Below are 17,534 nucleotides of genomic sequence, written 5' to 3' on the forward strand. Positions count from 1 at the left end.
AAAAGGTCGGTGGTGCCTGCCGCAGTCATCGTCTCAGCCGCTTTGGAGGACACTTTTCGTAGTCCAGCAATCGGAGCAGACAAAGACGTAGATCATGCCCACATCAGCAAGAGAGAATCGATCGCCAATCGAATCCAGCTGTCCATAGAACTGCATTGGCTTACCGCAATCGCATTGCGGAGTATTATCTCCCTGAAGCCAATCAGGAAAGCCTCCAACTTTGTGCCGCGTCCCCACCACTGGAGACGCCCATCGGAAACCGATCGCGTCTTTGGCCGAATCCGTCTGAGGAGAGGGAACGAGCGGAATTTCGGGTATCTGCTCCATCGTTATTCCATTCTGTTGGATCGGGCCTTCAGCCCTCGATTTATGGCGATGCTTTTCCTGGGCCGTTGGCCCAGGCTGGTATAGGTCCAGCCTTTGGCCCTGAAGAGGGAGATGCGTGGGTAGTGGCCTTGAGCATTTTATAAAAATCTGTAGCCCGGTTGAGGACCTCACAGTGCGGCACAGGTAAGAGTGATCAGCGGTTCTTTCACGGTGATATCTTTCAGTGAGTGAATTGGGTTGTCGCTTGATTTCGATGCCTTCGCGCTCATCGCTTCTGGATCAGCGCTTCCGCAAAGGCCCGGCCCATTAGCGCGAAGGTCTTCCCGCAGCCGAGGTAGTGGTAGCCGGCGTTGGACGCGCCGCGCTTCCACAACGCGGCTTCGGCGGGGGTGATGATCTCGGCTTCGTATTTCTTCAGGTAGTCGCGCTTTTGCTCCTCGGTCATCATGCCGTCGGCGTTGGCGTGGTCTTTGTGCTTTGAGTTCAGGAAATGTTCCATCTGGGCTACCTTCGCGCGTTTCTTGTCGATCGCGTCGAGTTCATCCGACCAAAACGGCGCGGTCTCCACGGCGAAGACGTTGCCTGCGAATTCCGGCAGCGCCGCAGGAGCAGCCATCGCTTTGCGAAACTCGATGGTGTCCTTGTCTGCGTGCACACCGCCGACGCCCAGGACCCCGATGACGAAGGGCATCTTCGGAGCGCCCACATCACGCCGCACGTCGCGGATGAAATGCGCGAGCCACTCGCTATAGAGGTCGAAGCGGCCGGGCATGCCGTGATCCGGATACACGTGGCCGTCCACCATGTCGTTGAAACCTTGCAGCCAGACGAAGCCCGCCATCTCGTAGCCTTGCGCTGGGTTGTAGCCCGGCACGACGCGCGCGGGGTCGGCGAGCACCCTTTTCACATGCTCGATCATCAGCCCGTAGAAGCGTCCCGTGTCCTTCTTCTTCTCGGCGAGCCACACATCCATGTCCTTCGGGACGCCGTGCCCCGGCGGGCCGTAGTAGAGCTTCTTTTGGTAATCATTGAGCTGATACGGTCCCGCGCTCGGCGGACGAAAATCCGTGTGCAGACTCTTCCCGCCCCATGCCGTCTTGATGATGAGCACCGGCTCCTCGAGCGCCGCATCCATCGTGAGGCCGAACGTGAACTCCGGCCCGATTTTCCCGCCGTCCTGCGTCGGATGATCGCCTCTCGCGCCATATCCCGCCGTCAACTTGCCAATGCCTTCGCCGTTGGCACTCCCATCGTAGGGGCCGGTGAAATACGAAATCCACGCACGCTCGCAGACGCTTGGTTTCCCATCCGCCCCACGCATCATTTTCAAGAGCGGCGCGGTCGCCGGGTCATCGCCGATATAGTCGAAGGTCTCGACCTTCGCGTGCCCCTCCATGTTCGACTGCCCGGCGAGGATGAAGACCTTCAGCGGCTTCGCGTGGAGTGGTCCCGCGAGGAGGAGGGTGATAAGCGACAAGCTCGTGATTTTCATTGTGAAGGGAGGTGATGAGGTCGTGGGAGATGGCGATGCATGACCAAGTCGTCCGATGGATTACGGGTTCATCCGCCACAAGGTGAAGTTCAGCACCGAAGCAAAGCTGACCCACGCGAGGTAGGGCACCAGCAACCAGCCTGCACCGCGATGCACTCGTCGGAAGACCGTGATCGTTACGATGATAGCCAACCACAGCAGCACGATGTCCGCGAACGCGAGATCGGGCCGATGCAAGCCGAAGAATAGGGGCGTCCATGCGGCATTGAGCGCGAGTTGGACGAGGAACCAGGTCAGCGGCACCCGTTGCAAAGCGAAGCCACCGCGCCGCCAAACCAGCCAGGCCGCTACCGCCATTGTGATGTAGAGCGCGGTCCACACCGGGCCGAACAGCCACGCCGGCGGATTCCACGAAGGCTTCTGCAGCGATGCATACCAGGTGTCGGGCATCGCAAACGCACCCAGCGCGGGAGCGACAAAACACAGTGCGATCCATCCGGCGAGGCCGAGGATGGGAAAACGCGGATTCATCGGGAGACGCAGGGTGCTCATGGTTTGTAGATGACGAACTTGTCCGGCTCGCTCTTTCGCTGGCGGTATTCGATGAGCTACAAAAGGTCGGTGCCCTTCTGTGCGGAGGCGTTGCTGAACGCAGACTGCGCGGATCTCTCCGCCGCGGCCATGAAATAGCCGAAAGCAAGCTCCGTCTCGCGATGCCGTCCGCGGTTGGATCGGGCCTTCAGCCCTCGACCTGTGGCGATACTTTTCCTGGGCCGTTTGCCCAGAGAGGATCGAGCCAGCGACCTTGTGAGGGAGTGAGAGGCGGTCGTCCGTGTGGATCGGGGCATCGACGGTTGTGCCGTTGATTAGACCCGCCGCTATAGGTCGGGCCTTTGGCCCTGAAGAGGAAGAGGCGCGGCCAGGTGGGGGAAGTCACCGACGGAAGAAGCACACCCGACTGGACTCGAACCAGTGACCACCCGCTTAGAAGGCGGGAGCTCTATCCAACTGAGCTACGGGTGCTTTGATTGCTTTTTGATGGGCCGCGGGGCGTTCTAGCCCCTCCGGCGGCGAAGGTCAAACCGGGATGGGTAGAAAGCGCGGGGCGCTTTGCACTGGTTGAGCGGCGGCGCATCTGGTGCGATACCGGGATGGAAAACCTGCCGCCGCCCAATCCCTATCAGGCCCAGGAGGATGCCAGTCACCTCAAGTTACTGGCGATCTTCTACTTTATCTTCGCCGGTCTGGGAGTCTTGGGCACGCTCGGGTTCTTGGTCTTCTTTATCGCCGGAGCCCAGTTCATGGGGGACGCGGGGATGCAGGGTAGCCTGGATGCCCAGGGTGCCGGCGTCCCTCCGGAAGTCGGTTGGCTGTTCGGCGGCTTCGGCGTGGTGATGCTGCTGTTTTCGGCGGTCGTGGTGTTGCTGGACTTCCTCTGCGGCCGCTGGTTGCTGGAGCGGAAGAACCGGACCTTCTGCATCGTGGTCGCCGCGCTCTCCTGCCTGAGCTTCCCCTTGGGCACGGCGCTCGGGGTCTTCACCATCATCGTGCTCTGCCGGCCGAGCGTGATCGCGCTGTTTGATCGCTCCCTCTCCCCAAGGCGTTAGAGTGGAAAGCGCGGGCCGCTTTGCACTGGCGGAGCCCGTGAAGTTTTGGTGCGCTGACCTCGTGCACGATCCCCAGGCAGCCGAGGCCTACCGGGCTCAAACGGACGCGAACCATTTGCGGATCCTGTCGCTGTCCTATTTCATCGCGGGTGGCCTTTACGCATTCGGCGCCTTGCCCTTGATCAAATGTGTGGTGTCAGAGTGGACTGGCCGACTTCACGCCTCAGGCGCTGCCACGCTGTTTTGGGTGCTGTGCATTCTGGGTGTGGTGCTGTTGCCGGTTGTCTGCGGAATATGCCTCAACAAGCGGAAGTGCCGGGGCTTTTGCATCGTGGTCGCCGCGCTCTCCTGCCTGAAATTCCCCTTCGGTACGGCGCTCGGGGTCTTCACCATCATCGTGCTTTGCCGGCCGAGCGTGATTGCGCTGTTTGAAGGGCGAGCTCCCGGCGGCTACTTGAAGCGGTAAGGCCCGCACTTTTTCAATCGCCTACCGAGATCACCGGCCACGGCACGATTCCGAATGCGGGCAGGAGATTGAGCCCTGATGTCGCGTGGTTCTCCTCAAGTTCCACTTTAAGGGCTTCTGATACGACCAAATCTGTGGTTGGCAGTGCGAAGAAATCCATGTCGGCAAATTCGCGTTTGAGGACAAGCTCGCGAATATTCAGCGAGGTTTTGGCTCGCGCGGAAGCAAACTCCGCCTCGTCCTGGAAGACGAGTGTCGGGTTTCCGGATAGGGCCAGCCCCTCATAAAAGGCGGACGCTGGAAACTGGATCATCCCGAGAGGCATCGGCAGGATGTAGAAGAGATGATAGGGCCATGAGCCTTCTCCCTTCCTCACTTCCGCCGGAAAGCTGGTCGCGCCCGCTACCTTGAAGCCGTCAAGGACCCGCTGCACCTTTGGCGAAATCAGGAAGGGACAAAACATGAGGTGAGGCCCGAATTGGAGGAAGTCGGTGAGTTTGGACTTCTTCCACATCTCCACGCCCTGAACCTGATAGTTGCCACCCGGAATCGAATCGCGGACTTCCCAATAGTGGTTGGAGCCGAGATCCGCCATCAGGCGGTCGTATTCCAAAGGGTCGCGAAAGCCCGCCCGTTTGATGTTGGCCTGCTTGATGCCGCTGTTGTTACCCAAGACTTTGGGATCAGAACTGCGGCGGGCGATGTAGTAGCGCATGAACGGTCGTCGAGGAGGAGCAGCTCTGAAATCGCAGGGAGACGACTTACTTGAATCGGTAACGCCCCAACTCCACCGTGACCTCCGGTGGGACCTGGTTCTTCTCGAAGGAGTCGTAGCCTTCCTTGAGCTCCTGCCAGAAGGAATACCAGTGGTTCGCGTGCTCCTTGTCGAGGCGCTCCGCGCTCATGCGGAAGGGGAAGATGTGCACGCGGAAGTACTGCTGCCCGCCCGTGAGCGCGGCATCGCAGAGCGTGTAGATCTCCTCGATCTTCGCATCGGTCATCGCCAGGCAACCGATCGAGACCTCATTGCCGTGGATCATGATGAAGGTGCCGGTGCGCTCGTGGAAACGGTCGTATTCGTTCGGGTAGCCGATGTTGAAGGCGAGGTGGAAGGTGCTGTCCGGCTTCATGCCCGCGCGCGGGACGAAGTAGAAACCCTCCGGCACCTGGCCATCGCCCTCCGCGAGCTTCGGGCCGAGCACGCCGGATTTCCGCGCGACCGGCCAAGTACGGAACAAATCGTACTTCCCGGTCTCGCGCTTGAGCACCCAGAGCTCAAGCTGGTTCTCCTCCTTGAAGGCGCGCAGGAAAACCGGGTCACCGAGGTGTAGGCCCTTCTCCTTCAGCGCTTGTTCCAGCTCAGGCTTCACCCGGGCTGCAGCCGCGGCGGCGCGTTCCGGTCCGGGCAGGGTGCCACTATCACAGGTCTCGACCACGAAGGGATCCTGCGCCACTTCCTGCCCCGGCGTGCAAGGCGAAAGGAGTGCAATCGGCAGCGCGGCTTTCAAAGCGGCTCTCCCTATTGCTGTCAGCAAGCGGCGCATGTGACCTCGGCGGCGGGTTGCAGGACCGCCGCGAGAACTGTCCGCAAGGCAGCGGCATCCGGCGAGGACAAAAGGTGAAGCTGTGGATGCTCCGGCAGTCCGCAGGCCTCCGTGGCGACTACCGGGACTCCGCTTGCCAGCGCCAGCAATGCCAGCCGTGGCTGGTGCTCGATCCAGGCCGGCAGCACCACCACGCTCGCCGCCGCGAGGTCCGCCGCGCTTCCTTGCGAAGTCTCCATGCCCGCGAAGGGATCCGCCGCGCCCTCATTCGCACGGCCCAGGATCCGCAGCTCGGCATCGATGCCTTCCTTGAAAGCCGCGGCCAGCTCGAAGGCGCCCTTGCGCCCGAGCCGTGAGGCCGGGAAGAAGATCATCGGCTTGTCCGCCGGCTTGCGCTCCTGCAGTTGCGGCATCTCCCAATCGATCAACCAAGCCCGCGTGCCGAAGTGCTTGGCAATCGCACGGTGCGGCGTGACCAGGCGCGCCGCAGCGGCGAGTGCCTCGCGCTCGGCCCGCAGCAATTCCGGATCGGCGCGGAAGTCGCCCAGTGTGGTCGATTCCGGGTGTGCCTGCTTCGCCTGATCCAGCCGGCGCTGCAGTTCTTCCATCGGCCAGCGGTTCACCAGCACATCAAAACTGCGGCCACCCAGTCCACCGGTCTTCCACAAATGCGGCAGCAAGTTCTGTGAAACCACCACGTGGCGGCACTGCGGATCGAGCATCTCCGCGTAGCGCTGCGCCAGTGCGGCCTCTCCGTCTAACAAGGCAAGCTGCCGCACCGCACCCTGCCCCGGCAAGCGCCGCTGGCGGAAGGAACGCAGCAGCGTCGTCAGCGTCGCATGCCGCGTGCTCACCCCCGGCGGCGGCGACCACTTGTAGTTCGGCTTGTTCCAGCGGCGGCCATCGAGCGGCGTGAACCAGCGGTCACCCTCGCGCGAGTGCCCGCGGCACCAGCGGTCAAACTCCGGCCAGACGCCGTCTAACAAAAATGCCGAGTGCCCCAGTGCCGCCGCATGCGCCGAAGTCGCCGCCGGATGGCGGAAGCACTCGATCATCCCGCAAGTCAGGCAATCCCCGGAGGGTGCCTCACGCGGCACGGCAGGGGCGGGGACCGCGGCCTTCACCACGCCCGCCCGTGCAGCCCGCACGCGGATGATCAATTCTGAAGCGCTCAGCTCAGCCTCGATCCGCCACGGCGCATCGCTGCGGAAGCGCAGGTCCACATAGTTCCAGAAAACCGTGGCATCCAGATTCTGCTCCGCGCTCGATCCCGGCACGACCCGCGAGTGCGCATGCCGCTCCACCACCTCCAAGCCCGCCGCCAGCGCCGCCTGATAGAGCAGGCCGCTCAATTGGCAGAGCCCGCCGCCAAGCGCCGGCACTAGGCAACCCTCGCGCAGCTCGCGGCCATGGGTGAAGCCCCTCGCACGGGTCGTCCGCCCCAGCTGCCGCCAGAAGCTGAAGACCTGCCCGGCCGGCACCTCGACCCCGTGGAATTCCCGCAGCGCCCGCCGCAGGTTCTCCACCTTGCCCGCCGTCAGCGGAAACTCCGCCGGCGTCAGCGCCCGCCACAGCGGCCCCCGCTTCTCCGCCACCACCGGCAGATCGATCAGCGCGGTGGCCGGTCCGTGATGAGGCGGCCGCGAAGAAAGCTCCAGCAAGCCCCGCCTGACCTGCAAAGCGCGGGTCTTCAGGTGGAACACGAATGCTTGGAGCCGGGTGGGAGAATCCCGTTCGGGGGCAGAGTGGCTTTGCATGAGATGCCCGGAGGCACGGGAATGTTCTACGCAGCTTATTCCTGAAATGCTACAAAACCAGCATGAAAATTCTGTGAACTGCGGAGGCTCTTCTAGTTAGGGTTTCTTGACATCCGGAATCCGGAGCACTCAGGGTTTTCTGATGATCCCCCGCCTCCTCTTGGCCAGCCTCATCCTCGTCACAACCGCCGCCGCGGACTTTGAAAAATGGACCAACAAGGACGGCAAGGAAGCCGAACTAGAGCTGATCACGGCCGAGGAAAAAGATGGGGCAAAGACAGGCGAATTTGTCACCCGGGCAGGTAAGACGGTTTCCCTGAAGGAGCTGGATCTGGCCCCTGAGAGTGCAGCCAAGCTCAAGGCCCGCACTGTGGCGAAGATCCGCTACGACTACGGTTCGGGTTCCCGTCCGGGCGAGAACGATCCTTTTGCTGCGGATGGGCAGGAAGCACCCACGGGTGCCACCTTCGGGTTTTTGGCCGTAGGCGAGAACCTCGCGGGGATCAGAACGGCGGGGGAGACCGTTGCCAGCTTCAAGGTCGATGGCGGAGCGGAGTGGAAGTCCGCGAAGCGGAAGTTAGAGGCCGACCCGGCACCGGCGACGCCAAAGAGCGCCGGTGGCTTGCGGGAGGTGAAGTTCCGCTTGTTCATCGAAGGCGATCATTCCGCCGACGAACTGAAGAGCTCCCAATTGAAAGGGACAGTCCAGGCTGTCTTCGGGTCCGGCTTGAAAACCGCCGATGCCAAGTTGCAGCTCAAAGGCACCAAGGGCGGCGACATCAAGAGCGGGAAATCGGCAATCGGACCCTTCGAAGTTCAGGTGGATCAGATGAATCCCTTCGGCGACAAGGAGCAGTTGAGTGTGCGCATCCGCGATCCCAAGCTTGGTGCCGCAAAAGAAGAAGTGGTGGCGAGTCCGTTCGGCGATCGCCGCTCGGTCGCGCCCATTCCCCTGCAAGTCGCGAAGATCGACGTGATTGCCAGCGGCAAGAAGATCGAGAACGTGAACCCTGCATTCCTGGTCGAAGGTTCCGCGGCAGGCGGTGAGGTCACGGTGGTGATCCAATATTGGTCGAAGCTCCACGAGAAGACGATGAGCTTTGAGAAGTCGCCCGGGCAGTTTGAGCAGGTCCAGTGATTCGTCGTGATCTACTCGACGCCACCGCTTCAGGCCCCTAGACCATCCGCATGGCAGCCATCGGCATCATCGGCGGGAGTGGTCTTTATGAAATCGACGGCTTCGAGCAGGCGGGAAATCACTCGGTGGAGACGCCCTTTGGTCCACCTTCGGATCTGATTGTCGAGGGCACTCTGGCCGGGCGGCAGGTCTTCTTCCTGCCCCGCCATGGCCGTGGCCACCGCTTGTTGCCGACCGAGATCAACCACCGCGCGAACCTCTGGGCCCTGCGCTCCCTGGGGGTGCGCTATTTGATTTGCGTGACCGCCGTCGGCAGCCTGAGGGAGGAATATCACCCCGAGCACATCGTCCTGCCGGACCAGTTCTTCGACCGCACCAGCCGCCGCGAGCAGCACACCTTCTTCGGCTCGGGGATCGTCGGCCACGTGGCCTTCGCGGACCCGATCAGCGAGGGCATGCGCCGCATCTTGCTGGAGGCCGCGGAAGGGGAGGGGGCCAAGGTTCACTTCGGCGGCACTTATGTGAACATGGATGGTCCCGCCTTCTCCACCCGCGCGGAGAGCGAGACCAACCGCAAGCTCGGCTTCGACGTGATCGGCATGACCAATCTCCCCGAGGCCAAGCTGGCTCGCGAGGCGGAGATCGCCCTCGCCACTCTGGCGATGGTCACCGACTACGATTGCTGGAAGATCGAGGAGGAGCCGGTCACCGCGGAGGCGGTGATGGGCCACCTGAGCGCGAATGTCGCCATGGCCAAGCGCATTATCGCCAGCGCCATCCCCGCGATCCCGCTCGAGCCTACCTGGCCCGAGCACCGCTCGCTCGACGGCGCCATCATGACTCCGCCCTCCCTCTGGCCCCCCGAGACCAAGGAGAAGCTGCGCCCGGTTCTCTCGCGCTTCTTGTGACTGGGATGGACCGCGGACCGCAGGGGCGGAGAACTCCGGATCTTCCCCTCCGCGATATCCGTGCTATCGCGGTAAATCCTCTCGTCCCGTGCATCACGATCCAGCTCCCAGAGGCTTGGGTTTCAAGGTGCCGCCAAGCCCGATCCTTCAGTCTTTCTTTGTGGTCAAGCTGTTGGAAATGCAGGCGTGACATCCCGCCCCCTCAGGCTAATCTTCCGCCGGTTTTCCCGCCCCAAGTCGCCAATTTCCCCATGAAAAATCCGCTCGATACGCTGGGCTACAAGCTCCTCTCTTCTTCCGTCAACGAAGCCCCAGACGCATCGCTGTTCCCGACTCTTTCCCGCCGCGGATTCATGGCCATGAGCACGGTGCTGGGGAGCAGCTGCTCGATGATTTCCTCGGCCAAGCCGGAAGCGGGCAATACCGCCCCGACCGCGAAGGTCGATCCGGCCTCGGCCCCGGCCAAGACCGGTCCGAATACCAGCTACCGCACTCCGAAGGTGCAGGGTCCGGTGCCGCGCAATCCCTCGAACAACCTGCCGGCTTCCGGCGGCTCCGGGATCACCTATTCCCGCGTGGCGGTGACCCAGCCGTACATTGCGATGACCTTCGACGATGGTCCGCATCCCTCGAATACCCCGCGCCTGCTGGACATGCTCCGCGAGCGCAACATCAAGGCGACCTTCTACGTGATCGGCCAGAACGTGGACCTCTATCCGAACGTGCTGCGTCGCACCGTTTCGGAAGGCCACGAGATCGGCAACCACAGCTTCTCCCACCCGATCCTCAGCAAGATGAGCGATTCCGCGGTGCGCGAGCAACTCACCAAGACCCGCGACGCCGTGGCCCGCGCCACCGGCATCCAGCCGCGGACCATGCGCCCGCCTTACGGTGCCCTGCTCCAGCGACAGCGCGAGTGGATCCACGCGGAGCTTGGCTACCCCACCATCCTCTGGTCTGTGGACCCGCTGGATTGGAAGCGCCCGGGTCCGGCTGCGGTTACCTCCCGAATCCTCGCAGGGACCACTCCGGGGGCGATCGTCCTCGCCCACGACTTGCACGGCGGCACCGTGGACGCCATGCCAGCCACGCTCGATGGCCTACTGCGCAAGGGCTATCAATTCGTCACGGTTTCGCAGTTGCTCGCCATGTCCACCGCTCCGGCAGCCCCGGCTGCGGGGGGGGCTTCGGCTGCGGCGCCGGAGCCAGAGCCGACCACGGCGGGTCAGTGAATCGCGGACTGGCCCAGGATTCGTGATGCCCGGCGAACGCTACTTCGCGGTGCGGGACCGCTTGTCGGAACTGCTCGGATGGATCGGTGATCTGTCCCGGGAAGTTGCGCTGGAGGATGAGCCGGACCGCCCGGCTCCCGTACTGGCGCGGCCGATCCTGATCGCCGCCATCGGCGAGGTGAATGCCGGCAAGTCCTCCGTGCTGAATGCTCTCGCCGGCACCGAGATCTGCCCCACCAGCTCCCTGCCGCTGACTGCGGAGGTCCGGCTCTACCGCCATGGTGGCGTGGAGAGCGATAATCCGGTGCAGGAGCAACTGGTGGAACTCCGCCGGCCACTGGACTACCTCCGGAATTTCGACCTGCTCGATACCCCTGGCACGAATAGCAAGCTGAACGGCCACGCTGCGATCTCCGAGCCCTTCCTGGAGCATGCGGACCTGATCCTGGTGGTCTTCACCGCGGAGAATCCTTGGACCGCCGCGACTTGGGATGCTGTCTCGCGGCTCTCGCCGCAGGCCTTGGAGCGGACCGCTCTGGTGGTCCAGCGCATTGATCTCAAGCAGCCGCAGGATATCCCGATCATCCTCGGGCACATGCGGGATCTCTCGTTGAAGCGGCTTGGCAAGGAGATCCCGATCTTCCCGGTCGCCGCCCGTCACGCGCTGGAGGCCAAGCGGGCCGAGCCCTTCAACTCGGACCAGTGGCGGAGCAGCCGCTTTTCCGACTTCGAGAACTACATTTCCGAGCGCATCTGCGAGTCGATGGACCGTCGCCAGGTGCTGCACGATGGCTGGCACCACGCCGCCCGTACCCTGCGGCGGCTGGAAAATCACTTCGACGGCCAGCGCCGCGGAATGGCGGACGATTCCTACTTTCTCGGCAACATCGAGCGCGAGATGGACGCCTTGCGCGACAGTTCGCTGCTGGCCGCGCCGGAGGCCATGGGTGCGGCGCTGGAGCGCTACCGCAGCGAGGTTGACCGGGTGCTCCGCAATCTCCGCTCGCGGCTCGGGTGGTGGCGGTCGCTGGCCCGCCTCTTCAGCGGGGATGGCACCGCCGCAGAGGTGGAGACCGCCTTTGCCGCCCGGATGCAAGAAGTCGCCATCGGTTTCGGCCGGGATGACGCCGCGCGCCTGGTGGATGCCTGCAATCAGCAATGGGAAAGCGTGCGCCCGCAGATCCGCGAGCGCATGGGCATTGAGCCCGGCCCCTGTGCGATTGCCGGCGAAGCCCGCGAGGGAATTGTCACCCGCTTTGTCGCCCGCTTGGAAAAGGCCGTGCCGCAGGCGCTTGCCAGCCTGCGGGTGCGCGGCGTGCTGGATCCGCTGGTCCGGCGCCGGAATTCCTCGCTCAAGGGCTTCACTGCGATCGGCCTGCTCTTGGTCATTGGCGCGGGGGCTTGCGGTACCTTCGGCTCGCAGCACATCGCCCTAAGCCTCCTGATTGCCGCGGTGGCGGTCTTTTTCCTCGCGGCGGTCATTGCCTGGGTCACCGGGTCCCGCATCACCGCGAACTACAAGGAGCGCCTGCTCGCCGGTGCCCCGACCTTTGCGGATGGCTTGAAAGCCCACCACGGCGAGGCGATCCGCTTCCTCTTCCGCGACTACTCCGGCAGCCTGCTGGAAGTACGCCGCCGCCTTGCCTCCGAGCGGGCCCTGCTCCAGCCGCGGTTAGAGCGCTCGAATTCGCTCTACATCGCGCTGAAGTCGGTGGAGCTGGATCTTTGATCGGGTGCTCCAGAATCAGGCCACCCGGATCCACAGCAGGGAGTGTCCGTTTTTGCGACCTTCCTGGCCACTCTTCCGATCAACAAGAAACCCGGAGGCGTTGCGCCTCCGGGCTACATGAGTCAGGGAATTCCGGGGATAAATCCGTTATTCGATTGGTCCGCCTGACGAAGGGGCTGGCTGATTATTCGCCTGCCTTCTTCTCTTCCGGCTTCGGCTGGTTTTCGCCGCCGCGACCACCGCGACGACCACCGCCTTGGCCGCCTTCGCCGCCACGGCCGCCCGGGCCCATTCCACCGCGGAGCGCCATGCGCTCTTCCGGCGTGGCAGCCTTCGCTTCTTCAGGGCTGACTTTACCGTCCTTGTCGGTGTCGTACTTTTCGATCAGCGCCTTGCGCTTGGCCTGGCGGGCTTCGCGGAGGGCCTTGGTTTCCTCGTCGTTGAGCTTGCCGTCCTTGTCCTTGTCGAACTCTTCGAGATCCTTCTTCTCCTGCTCCGCGCGGCGGGCCTGCATGGCTTCGCGCATGGCCTTGGTCTCGTCGTCGCTCAGCTTGCCGTCGCCGTCCTTGTCATACTCCTTGATGATTTCGGGCGGGAGCTGGCGGTTGCCCGGGCCGCGGCGTTGGCCACCCTCTTCCTGGGCGTGGACGCCGAGGGTGCCGGCAGCGAGGGCGAGGGCGATCCATGTGATTTTGGTCTTCATCGGTCTATCGGTTCTATGGGTTGGTTCAGTTTGATCTGCGATCTTTCCAAGGGCGGGTGGCCGATCCGCCGTTGATGGCAGGGGAACCCGGTTTTTTCGCCAAGGTTGCGCGGTGGATTGAATTTGCCTCCTGCCCCCCGGCGGGCTTGGATGCGCCCGGATGTCGCAAGCCGCGCCGGATAATTCAAAACGAACGACTTTCCTGCGCCGCAGCGCCAGCACGCTGGGCCTCTGGGCCGTGGTCGCCATCGCCCTCGCCAGCCGCCAGGCATGGGCCTATGTCGGGCTGGTCGGAGTGCTCACGCTGATTTCCACCCTGGAGTATTTCCAGATGCTCAAGGCGGGTGGGGTGAAGTGCTTCCCTCGCTACGGCATGCTACTGGCAGTGGCGTATTCGGGGGCGCTCTACTGGATTCTCCTGAATACCGGCGGCCTTGCCGCTGCGCCGTTCAGCGGAGAGGGCATCGATCTGTCCCATTGCATGCTGCCGAAATTCCTCGCCCTGCGTGAGTGGATCGATGGCATCGCTATCTTCGCCGCCCTTGCCGGCACCTTCATCCTGCAACTCCGTCACCCGATCCGCGGCTCGGAACCCTTGCAGGCGGTAGCCAGCAATGTCCTCGGCTTCGTCTACATCGCCTTTCTCTTCAACTTCGCCGCGCGCATTGTCTTCCTCGTTCCTGGCCCTGGCCAGGTTCCCGGCGCGATGGTCCTGCTGTGGATGATCGCAGTGACCAAGTTCAGCGACATGGGCGCCTACATCGTCGGCTCCATGATCGGGAAGCACAAGATGATCCCTCATGTGAGCCCGGGGAAAACCTGGCAGGGCTTCGGTGGCGCGATCTTCTTTGCCCTGCTCGCGGGCTGCGGGCTCTACGGGTTCTTTCAGGACGACATGCCGCATTTTGCGGCGGGGCTGCATGTGCTGGGTGGCTGGGTGAATGTCCTTGTTCTCAGCATCGTGCTCTGCCTGCTGGCCGTTGTGGGTGACCTCGCGGAGAGTGTGGTGAAACGCAGCCTGAATGTGAAGGACTCCGGCCACATGCTGCCGGGCATCGGCGGCGCGCTCGACCTGATCGATAGCCTCTGCTTCACCGCTCCCGTCTTGTATTTCTATCTCAAATGGATGTCGCTCTGAACGCCGCCGGAAGGCGCAAGAAGGTGGTGCTGTTAGGCTCGACGGGATCGATCGGCTGCTCGACCCTGGAAGTGGCGCGACTGCTGCCGGAGCGCATTGAGCTGATCGGCCTCGCCGCGAATGGCAGCGTGGATGCCCTCGCCAAGCAGGTTCGCGAGACCGGCGTGAAGCATGCCGCGCTCTACGATATCTCGAAGCTCGATCAACTGCGCGCCGCCGTCCCTTCCGACGTGAAGATCTACGCCGGGCCTGAGGGCCTCGCGGAACTCGCGACGCTCGAAGACGCGGAGATGGTGCTGGTCTCCATTATCGGGACCGCAGGTCTGTGGCCGGCATTGGCAGCGATCGAAGCAGGCAAGGATTTGGCCGTTGCCTCAAAGGAGATTCTCGTGATGGCGGGTGAAGTCGTCACCGCCGCCGCCGCGCGCAAGGGCGTGAAACTCATCCCGGTGGACAGCGAGCACAACGCGATCTTCCAGTGCCTCGACGGCCACCGCGGCGGTGAGAAGGAAGTCTCGCGGCTGATTCTAACGGCTTCCGGCGGACCCTTCCGTTGCCTGCCTGCGGAGAAGCTGCCGGAGGTCACCCTCGCCCAGGCCCTCAAGCATCCCACCTGGGAGATGGGTCGCAAGATCACCATCGATTCCGCCACGCTCTTCAACAAGGGCCTGGAGATGATCGAGGCCAAGTGGCTCTTCGGCATCGGTATGGAGCGCATCGATGTGGTGGTGCATCCGCAGAGCATCGTTCACTCGATGGTCGAGTTCATTGACGGCTCGGTGCTCGCGCAACTGAGCACGACCGACATGTGCTTCCCGATCCAGTATGCGCTCACTTGGCCCGAGCGCCTGGCCGGTGGGCTGAAGCCACTGGACTTCGTCAAGCTGGCCAAGCTCGACTTCGAGGAACCGCGCCATGCCGACTTCCCCGCACTCAAGCTGGCCCGCGACGCGGGTCTTACCGGGGGCACCCTGCCTGCCGTTTTCAATGCCGCGAACGAAATTGCCGTGGATGCCTTCATCGCCGGAGCAATCCGCTTCCCGGATATCTGGAGAGTGGTCGCTGAGACCATGCACGCGCACGAGGTGATGCCGGCTTCGTCGCTGGAAAGCACGATCATGGCGGATGCGTGGGCGCGCCGCGAGGCGAGCGGTCGTCTAGGGGCGGTGGCGAAGTGAGCGTGGTCTTGTGGATGGTTTCAACGGCTTCCTATGTCCCTAGGGGACATAGGAAGAATGGCGCTAACTTAAGGCCGGTTTCATCTGAAACGCACCCAAGGTTTGAACTTGAGATTTCTAGATCGAACAATCATCCAAATTAGAATTGGAGGACTTAGGAATCCGATCGAAAGAAACCACCACGTTCCAAAAATCGTGGCAAGATAGGCGTAGTCCATCTTCCCGCCCTCATATATTTCTGTCGGGGAATGCTGCCAAGCAACCCAGACCATCCCACCGCTAAAGAGCAGTGATAGGCAAAATGCCACAATGATGACCAACATTGGCTTCATTTCTTCGCCAGCATTGCAAGTTTCCGGGCGGATTGGCAGCAGTTCCCTGCAAAATCAATCCGACGCCCCACTCGGCTAGCCTTCCAAGGATGCCAGAGAACACCTGTCCCTGAGGGCACATTCCCAAGTTCTTGCGGCTTGCAAAGCCGCGCTCCCACGTCTCCCATCCCCGCCATGCCGAAGGCGAAGGCGGGCGCGGAGAAGAAGAGAAGTGACATCAAGGGTGGACTCGCGTGGGTGCTTTCCTATGTGCGGCCCTATCGGGGGATTTTCATTCCCTCGGTCATCGCGCTCTTTTTGACCGCCGGGCTCTCGTTGGCCTTTCCTTGGTTCCTGAAAGATCTCGTCGGCGACCCGGCGGATGCGTGGAGGAAGGGCGTGGACGCGGTGGCCACCCGCAAGAAGGCCGACGAGAAGATCCTCTGGCTGATGGGGATCCTCGCGGTCCAAGCCTTCGTCGCCTACCTGCGGGTGCGCGGTTTCTCGCGGGCCGGGGAGTCCGCGCTGAATGACCTGCGTCGCGATCTCTTCGGGCACTTGCTCAAGTTGCCGGTGCCCTTCTTCCAGGACCAGCGCTCGGGCTCGATCAGCAATCGCGTCTCCGCCGACCTTGTGACGGTCCGTGAGACCTTTCTGAACACCTTGCCGCAGGCCGCGCGCCACAGCGTGATTCTCACTGGCAGCGTCATCGCCGTCTTCTGTTTGTCCTGGAAGCTCTCGCTGGTGATGCTGGCGTGCGTGCCCCTTGTGGTGCTGGCGGTGGCGATCTCCGGGCGCAAGGTCCGCAAATTCTCGCGCGATGCCCAGGACTCACTCGCTGAGGCCGGGATGGTCATGGAGGAGAGCGTGCAGGGCATTGCTGATGTGAAAGCCTTCTCGAACGAGGGCTTCGAGAAGACCCGTTACGATCGGGCGCTCGACCGCTTCTTGGGCGTGGCGCTGCGTGGCGCCGCGGCACGCGCGGCCTTCTTGTCCTTCATCATCTTCGTGATGTTTGGCACCATCGGTTGCGTGGTCTGGTATGGCTCGCACATGCTGGCCAGCCACGCGATTGACCAGACCAACTTCCTTGGCTTCATCATCTTCAGCGTCTTCGTCGGCGCTTCGCTGGGCTCTATGCCTGAGGTCGTCTCGCAGCTCCAGGCGATGTCCGGTGCGACCGAGCGCCTGCGCGAGATCATGGCGGAGAAGCCGGAAAGCAGCGGCAGCCGCGAGATCGCCAGGCTCGAAGGCGCGCTGGCCTTCGACAATGTAAGCTTCCGCTATCCCTCGCGGCCGGAGGCTCCGGTGCTGCACGAGCTGTCCTTCACCGCGGAGCCGGGCAAGCGCGTTGCACTGGTCGGTCCCTCGGGTGCGGGCAAGTCCACGGTCTTCTCGCTGATCCTCGGCTTCAACCGCCCGGAAAGCGGCCAAGTGCTTTTCGATGGCCACGATGCCGCGGACTTCGAATTGGCGGCGCTGCGCAAGCAGATCGCGGTGGTGCCGCAGGAGGTCCTGCTCTTCGGCGGCTCGATCCGCGAGAATATCGAATACGGCCGCCCCGGTGCCAGCTCTGCGGAGATCGAAGCCGCTGCCAAACAGGCGAACGCTCACGAATTCATCTCCAAGCTACCCGAGGGCTACGACACCACCGTCGGCCCGCGCGGGGTGAAGCTTTCCGGCGGTCAGCGGCAACGCATCGCCATCGCCCGCGCGATCCTGGCGGACCCGCGGATCCTTCTTTTGGACGAGGCAACGAGCGCCTTGGACACCGAGAGCGAGCGCCTCGTGAATGAAGCTCTCGAGCGCCTGATGGCAGGCCGCACCAGCCTCGTCATCGCGCACCGGCTGTCCACCGTTCGCCATGCGGACACCATTCTCGTGATGAATCACGGCAAGCTCGTCGAGAGCGGCACGCATGCCGAGCTGATCGAGAAGCAGGGGACCTATCACCTGCTGGCGGAGACGCAGCTCTTGTGACGGGAGCGGCTGCTTTCCAAGGGC

General features: G+C 63.0%; 15 protein-coding genes and 1 tRNA gene. 9 read left to right on the top strand and 7 right to left on the bottom strand.

Annotated elements, in window-relative coordinates; all coding sequences use genetic code 11:
• Positions 1 to 592: 592 nt before the first annotated feature.
• From BV071_RS24480 to BV071_RS24490, 3 genes are all read right to left on the bottom strand, one after another.
• The gene (locus BV071_RS24480) at positions 593 to 1,819 is read right to left on the bottom strand and encodes a sialate O-acetylesterase (protein ID WP_035612749.1); all 1,227 of its coding nucleotides are present in this window, start codon (positions 1,817 to 1,819) and stop codon (positions 593 to 595) included.
• A gap of 60 nt (positions 1,820 to 1,879) precedes the next feature.
• Positions 1,880 to 2,371, bottom strand: a complete 492-nt coding sequence (locus BV071_RS24485) for a TspO/MBR family protein (RefSeq protein ID WP_035612752.1) — start codon at positions 2,369 to 2,371, stop codon at positions 1,880 to 1,882.
• 397 nt (positions 2,372 to 2,768) lie between these two features.
• Positions 2,769 to 2,842: transfer RNA gene (locus tag BV071_RS24490), tRNA-Arg, on the bottom strand.
• 128 nt (positions 2,843 to 2,970) lie between these two features.
• Here BV071_RS24490 and BV071_RS24495 point away from each other — a divergent pair.
• A complete protein-coding gene (locus tag BV071_RS24495) occupies positions 2,971 to 3,426 on the top strand; it encodes a hypothetical protein (protein WP_052573850.1) in 456 nt (151 codons plus the stop codon).
• Positions 3,427 to 3,487: 61 nt separating this feature from the next.
• Positions 3,488 to 3,892 (top strand): hypothetical protein, encoded by a 405-nt coding sequence (locus tag BV071_RS24500; RefSeq protein ID WP_265594829.1) that lies wholly within the window; start codon positions 3,488 to 3,490, stop codon positions 3,890 to 3,892.
• A gap of 13 nt (positions 3,893 to 3,905) precedes the next feature.
• On the opposite strand, the gene BV071_RS24505 is transcribed toward BV071_RS24500, so the two are convergent.
• From BV071_RS24505 to BV071_RS24515, 3 genes are read right to left on the bottom strand one after another with little or no spacing between them, the layout of a single operon-like run.
• Positions 3,906 to 4,607, bottom strand: a complete 702-nt coding sequence (locus BV071_RS24505; protein WP_035612758.1) for a hypothetical protein — start codon at positions 4,605 to 4,607, stop codon at positions 3,906 to 3,908.
• Between the two features lie 46 nt (positions 4,608 to 4,653).
• Complete coding sequence (locus BV071_RS24510) at positions 4,654 to 5,400, bottom strand: murein L,D-transpeptidase family protein (protein WP_265594830.1); 747 nt, start codon at positions 5,398 to 5,400, stop codon at positions 4,654 to 4,656.
• Positions 5,401 to 5,420: 20 nt separating this feature from the next.
• Complete coding sequence (locus tag BV071_RS24515) at positions 5,421 to 7,139, bottom strand: VanW family protein (protein ID WP_052573851.1); 1,719 nt, start codon at positions 7,137 to 7,139, stop codon at positions 5,421 to 5,423.
• 196 nt (positions 7,140 to 7,335) lie between these two features.
• Between BV071_RS24515 and BV071_RS24520 the strand changes: the two genes are divergently transcribed.
• The 4 genes from BV071_RS24520 (at position 7,336) to BV071_RS24535 (ending at position 12,200) form a co-directional block, all read left to right on the top strand.
• On the top strand, positions 7,336 to 8,331 hold the full coding sequence (locus BV071_RS24520) for a hypothetical protein (RefSeq protein ID WP_035612761.1): 996 nt from the start codon (positions 7,336 to 7,338) through the stop codon (positions 8,329 to 8,331).
• A gap of 50 nt (positions 8,332 to 8,381) precedes the next feature.
• Complete coding sequence (gene mtnP, locus BV071_RS24525) at positions 8,382 to 9,239, top strand: S-methyl-5'-thioadenosine phosphorylase (RefSeq protein WP_035612765.1); 858 nt, start codon at positions 8,382 to 8,384, stop codon at positions 9,237 to 9,239.
• Positions 9,240 to 9,490: 251 nt separating this feature from the next.
• Positions 9,491 to 10,471, top strand: a complete 981-nt coding sequence (locus BV071_RS33630) for a polysaccharide deacetylase family protein (protein WP_052573852.1) — start codon at positions 9,491 to 9,493, stop codon at positions 10,469 to 10,471.
• A 25-nt stretch (positions 10,472 to 10,496) separates the two neighbouring features.
• On the top strand, positions 10,497 to 12,200 hold the full coding sequence (locus BV071_RS24535; RefSeq protein WP_035612768.1) for a dynamin family protein: 1,704 nt from the start codon (positions 10,497 to 10,499) through the stop codon (positions 12,198 to 12,200).
• Between the two features lie 184 nt (positions 12,201 to 12,384).
• Here BV071_RS24535 and BV071_RS24540 read toward each other — a convergent pair whose 3' ends face one another.
• Positions 12,385 to 12,903 (bottom strand): EF-hand domain-containing protein, encoded by a 519-nt coding sequence (locus tag BV071_RS24540; RefSeq protein WP_052573853.1) that lies wholly within the window; start codon positions 12,901 to 12,903, stop codon positions 12,385 to 12,387.
• A 160-nt stretch (positions 12,904 to 13,063) separates the two neighbouring features.
• Between BV071_RS24540 and BV071_RS33635 the strand changes: the two genes are divergently transcribed.
• The 3 genes from BV071_RS33635 to BV071_RS24560 all read left to right on the top strand — a co-directional run bounded on the left by BV071_RS33635 (position 13,064) and on the right by BV071_RS24560 (position 17,510).
• Positions 13,064 to 14,041, top strand: coding sequence for a CDP-archaeol synthase (locus tag BV071_RS33635; RefSeq protein ID WP_052573854.1), 978 nt, complete (start codon positions 13,064 to 13,066; stop codon positions 14,039 to 14,041).
• On the top strand, positions 14,026 to 15,219 hold the full coding sequence (locus BV071_RS24550; RefSeq protein WP_035612771.1) for a 1-deoxy-D-xylulose-5-phosphate reductoisomerase: 1,194 nt from the start codon (positions 14,026 to 14,028) through the stop codon (positions 15,217 to 15,219). The genes BV071_RS33635 and BV071_RS24550 overlap by 16 nt, the downstream gene beginning before the upstream one ends.
• A gap of 506 nt (positions 15,220 to 15,725) precedes the next feature.
• Positions 15,726 to 17,510 (top strand): ABC transporter transmembrane domain-containing protein, encoded by a 1,785-nt coding sequence (locus BV071_RS24560; RefSeq protein WP_035612777.1) that lies wholly within the window; start codon positions 15,726 to 15,728, stop codon positions 17,508 to 17,510.
• The last annotated feature ends 24 nt before the right edge of the window (positions 17,511 to 17,534 follow it).

Source organism: Haloferula sp. BvORR071 (genome assembly GCF_000739615.1).
Lineage (GTDB): Bacteria > Verrucomicrobiota > Verrucomicrobiia > Verrucomicrobiales > Akkermansiaceae > Haloferula.